Source organism: Mesorhizobium sp. M4B.F.Ca.ET.089.01.1.1, assembly GCF_004022605.1.
Lineage (GTDB): Bacteria > Pseudomonadota > Alphaproteobacteria > Rhizobiales > Rhizobiaceae > Mesorhizobium > Mesorhizobium abyssinicae.
In genome coordinates, this window is the sequence record NZ_RZOS01000461.1 from 1 (window position 1) to 4,293 (window position 4,293).

A 4,293-nucleotide genomic window follows, 5' to 3' on the forward strand; every position below is an offset into this window, starting at 1 on the left:
GGGTCGATGGAACGGCGGACGAAGACCCTCGCTCTCCCACGGGCTTCAAGGCCCAAAGATGCTCCGGTCTCTCGTCCGCCACCGCACCTGCTGCAATAGCAGAGTCGGCAAGGGACAAGTTACAAAGATGCCGGCAGGCAGATGAGGGGCGGCGCTTCACTGGCAGAACTTGGCGCTGCCCCTCATCCGCCCTTCGGGCACCTTCTCCCCGTAGAACGGGGAGAAGGAAGAGATCACATCTTCACCCGCTCCGCCTTGGGGTCATACATCGGCTTCAGCGATGCCTCCGCCGCGAAGCGCTCGCCGGCGATCTCCACCTCGTAGGACGAGGCAAGAACATCCGCCTCGCTCTCGCCCTTGCACGGCACGTAGCCCAGCCCGATCGCGCCGCCGAGATGGTGGCCGTAATTGCCCGAGGTGATCGGCCCGACGATCTTGCCGTCGCGCAGGATCGCCTCGTTGTGGAAGAGCAGGGGTTGCGGGTCCTTGAGGCGGAACTGCAGCAGCCGGCGGTCCAGCCCGGCTTCCTTCTTCCGCAGCACGGCATCACGGCCAATGAAGTCGCCCTTGGCCGTCTTCACGGCGAAACCGAGGCCAGCTTCCAGCACATTGTCCTCGTCGGTGATGTCGTGGCCGAAATGGCGGAAGGCCTTCTCGATGCGGCAGGAATCAAGCGTGTGCAGGCCGCAAAGCTTCAGGCCGCCCTCCGCGCCGGCGTCAGTGAGCGCCTCGAAGACGTGGGCCGCCTGCTCGGTCGAGACATAAAGCTCCCAGCCGAGCTCGCCGACATAGGTGACGCGGTGGGCGCGGGCCAGTCCCATGCCGATCTCGATCTCCTGAAAGGTGCCGAACGGATTGGCCTCGTTGGAGAAGTCGTTGGGGCTCACCTTCTGGATCAGTTTTCGCGCTTCCGGCCCCATCAGGCAGAGCACGGCCTCGGCTGCCGTCACGTCGGTGATAACGACGAACTCGTCGGCGACATGCCTTCTCAGCCAGGCGAGGTCGCGCTGCAGCGTGGCGCCGGGCACGACGAGGAAATAGGCTGTGTCCGACAGGCGCGACACGGTGAGGTCGCTCTCGATGCCGCCCTTGGTGTTGAGCATCTGCGTGTAGACGATCTTGCCCGGCGCGACGTCCATGTCGTTGGCGCAGAGCCTTTGCAGGAAGGCACAGGCGTCGCGGCCCTCGACGCGGATCTTGCCGAACGAGGTCATGTCGAACAGGCCGACGCCGTTCCTGACCGCCAGATGCTCTTCGCGCTGGTTGTCGAACCAGTTCTGCCGCTTCCAGGAATAGCGGTACTCGCGCTCCTGGCCGTCGCGGGCGAACCAGTTGGCACGCTCCCAGCCGGCGACCTCGCCAAAGACGGCGCCGCGCGCCTTCAGATGCTCATGCAACGGCGAGCGGCGGATGCCGCGCGACGTCGCCATCTGGCGGTAGGGGAAATGGTCGGCGTAGAGCAGGCCGAGGGTTTCGGAGACGCGCTCCTTGAGATAGCGGCGGTTCTTCTGGAAGGGCTGGGCGCGGCGGATGTCGACCTCCCAGAGGTCGAAGGGCGCCTCGCCATCGTTGATCCACTGCGCCAAAGCCATGCCGGCGCCGCCGGAGGAGACGATGCCGATCGAATTGTAGCCGGTTGCCATCCAGTAGCCGGAGAGTTCCGGCGCCTCGCCGAGATAGTAGCGGTCGTCGGGTGTAAAACTCTCGGGGCCGTTGAAGAAGGTGTGGATGCCGGCGGTGCCCAGCATCGGCATGCGGTTGACGCCCATTTCGAGGATCGGCTCGAAATGATCCATGTCCTCGGGCAGCTGGTCGAAGCAGAAATCCTCGCGAATGCCGTCCATGCCCCAGGGTTTGGCCACCGGCTCGAAGGCGCCGAGCATCATCTTGCCGGCATCTTCCTTGTAGTAGGCGCACTCGTCCGGCACGCGCAGCACGGGCAAGCGGGTCAGCCCCGGGATCGGCTCAGTCACGAGATAGAAGTGCTCGCAGGCGTGCAGCGGGATGGTGACGCCGTTCTGGCGGCCGAGTTCGCGCGCCCACATCCCGGCGCAGTTGACGACGATGTCGGTCTCGATCGTGCCCTGTTCGTCGCCCTGTGCCCACGACACGCCGGAGACGCGGCCTCCCTTGGTGTGGACCTTGGTCACCTTGACGTTCTCGATGACTGTCGCGCCGCGCTGGCGCGCGCCCTTGGCCAACGCCATGGCGATGTTGGCGGGGTCGCACTGGCCGTCGAGCGGCAGGTGCACCGCGCCGACGACATCGGACACGTTGAGATGCGGATACATCTGCTTGACTTCGCTGGGCGAAATCTCGCGGACATCGACATCGAAGGCGCGGGCCAGCGAGGCCTGCCGGTAGATCTCGTGCTTGCGCTCTTCGGTCAGCGCCACGGTGATCGAGCCGACCTGGCGCATACCGGTGCCGACATCGGTCTCGGCTTCGAGCTTGACGTAGAGGTCGGCCGAATATTTCGCCAGCCGGGTCATGTTCTGCGAGGCGCGCAACTGGCCGATCAGGCCGGCGGCATGCCAGGTCGTGCCGCAGGTGAGCTGCTTGCGTTCGAGCAGCACGATGTCGGTCCAGCCGAGCTTGGCCAGATGATAGGCGACCGAGCAGCCGGAGACGCCGCCGCCAATGATGACAGCGCGAGCCTTGCTGGGAATGCTCTTGGTCATGCGGCCTCGCGGCGGTAAGCGGAAGCGAAGCGGCGCAGGCGAAGCGCTGCTTCCTTGAGGATGGGCTCCGGCTGGCAGAGGCTGATGCGGATATGTCCGGCGGCGGCCTCGCCGAAACTCGAGCCCGGCATGACGCCGACCTTTTCCTTGTCGAGCAGCGCCCAGGCGAATTTCTCGTCGTCGCGTTCGACGGCCGAGATATCGAGCATCACATACATGCCGCCTTCGGAGCCGCGCACGGTGACATCGTTTATGCCGCGGATCGCTTCGAGGAACAGCGTGCGCCGCCCCGCGTAACGCTCGGCGATCTCCTTGACGCCGTAGTGGTTTTCAAGCGCCTCGGCGCAGGCGATCGAGATGAAGGCCGGCAGGCCGTAGGTTGTCACCAAATTGAGGTTGATGAGCAGCGTGATCATCTCGCTTGGGCCGGTCAGCCAGCCCATGCGCCAGCCGGTCATGCCGTGGCTCTTCGACATCGAATTGATGACCAGCGTGCGCTCGGCCATGCCGGGCAGCGAGCGCGGCGAGATGTGCTCGCCGCCGCCGAGCGTCCAGTAGACCTCGTCGGAGAGCAGCCAGAGGTCATGCTCGCGGCAAACTTGCGCCAGTTCCTCCAGCCGCTCGCGCGAATACACGGCGCCGGTCGGGTTGTTCGGTGTGTTGATGAGGATGGCGCGGGTGTTGGGTTTGAGCGCCTCGCGGATCATGTCGGCCCGCGGGTGGAAGCCGATCTCGGCCGGGGTTTCGACCACGGTGAATTCGGCGCCCGCCGCACTGAACGTGTTGGGGTAGGTGGCGTAGTAGGGCGCGACGACGATGGCATGGTCACCGGGATCGAGCACGGCCTGCACGGCGGCGTAGAGAGCCGCCTGTCCGCCCTGCGTGGCAATGACCTGGTCGGGTTCCGTCAGGACGCCGGTGCAAGCGGTCGAAGCCGCCGCCATCGCCTTGCGCAGTCGCGGCAGGCCGGGCAGCGGCGTGTAGTGGTGGTTGCTGGCGCGAACGGCGCTGACGCAGGCTTCGATCGTCTGCGAGGGCGTGTCGAAATCATGGTCGCCGACCGACAGCATGATAATGTCCTCGCCGGCCTGCTTGCGGGTCCAGGCGGCGAAATGCACCTCCCAGCCGTCCTTGCCCGAAGGCACGATGCCGGCGATGCGCGATGAGGGTCTGGGCATCATTGAACTCCCGAAATCCGGTGGCCGGCCTCATCGAGCCGGTCGCGCAGGGCGGCGATGTGGGCGGGGCCAACCTCGCAACAACCGCCGACGATGAGGGCGCCGGCCTCGACCCAGCCGATGGCCTGGTCGGCATAGGCCTGCGGGTCGAGGTCGTGGCGGGCATGCAGCACGTCGACCGTGCCGCCATGCTTCAGCGCCTCGATCGAGGTGAAGCCGTTGGCGTAGGCGCCGACCGGTCCGCCGAGCGCGATCAGCTCGGGCAGTGCGGCGCTCACGGCTTCCGGCCGACAGCAATTGACCAGCCTGGCAGCGACCGGCAGGTCGCCGAGCGCGCTCGACGCCGCGGCGATCGTCTCGCCGCTGCGCAGGCGCGGCGTGCCGTGGTCGGCGAGCGTCCCCGACACCCAGACCGGCTTGCCGCTTTCCGACGC

The 4,293-nt window shown here is 66.3% G+C and carries 3 protein-coding genes; all 3 read right to left on the minus strand.

Translation table 11 applies throughout. The features are described 5' to 3' along the window. Positions 1-233: 233 nt before the first annotated feature. Positions 234-2,681: an FAD-dependent oxidoreductase gene (locus tag EN780_RS28515; protein WP_128275957.1), complete on the minus strand. Its 2,448-nt coding sequence runs from the start codon at positions 2,679-2,681 to the stop codon at positions 234-236. Next, positions 2,678-3,859 (minus strand): pyridoxal phosphate-dependent aminotransferase, encoded by a 1,182-nt coding sequence (locus EN780_RS28520; protein WP_128275958.1) that lies wholly within the window; start codon positions 3,857-3,859, stop codon positions 2,678-2,680. The genes EN780_RS28515 and EN780_RS28520 overlap by 4 nt, the downstream gene beginning before the upstream one ends. Continuing rightward, positions 3,859-4,293, minus strand: a 435-nt coding sequence (locus EN780_RS28525) for a homocysteine S-methyltransferase family protein (protein ID WP_189556808.1), incomplete at its 5' end; no start/stop codon positions are given. The genes EN780_RS28525 and EN780_RS28520, both read right to left, overlap by 1 nt.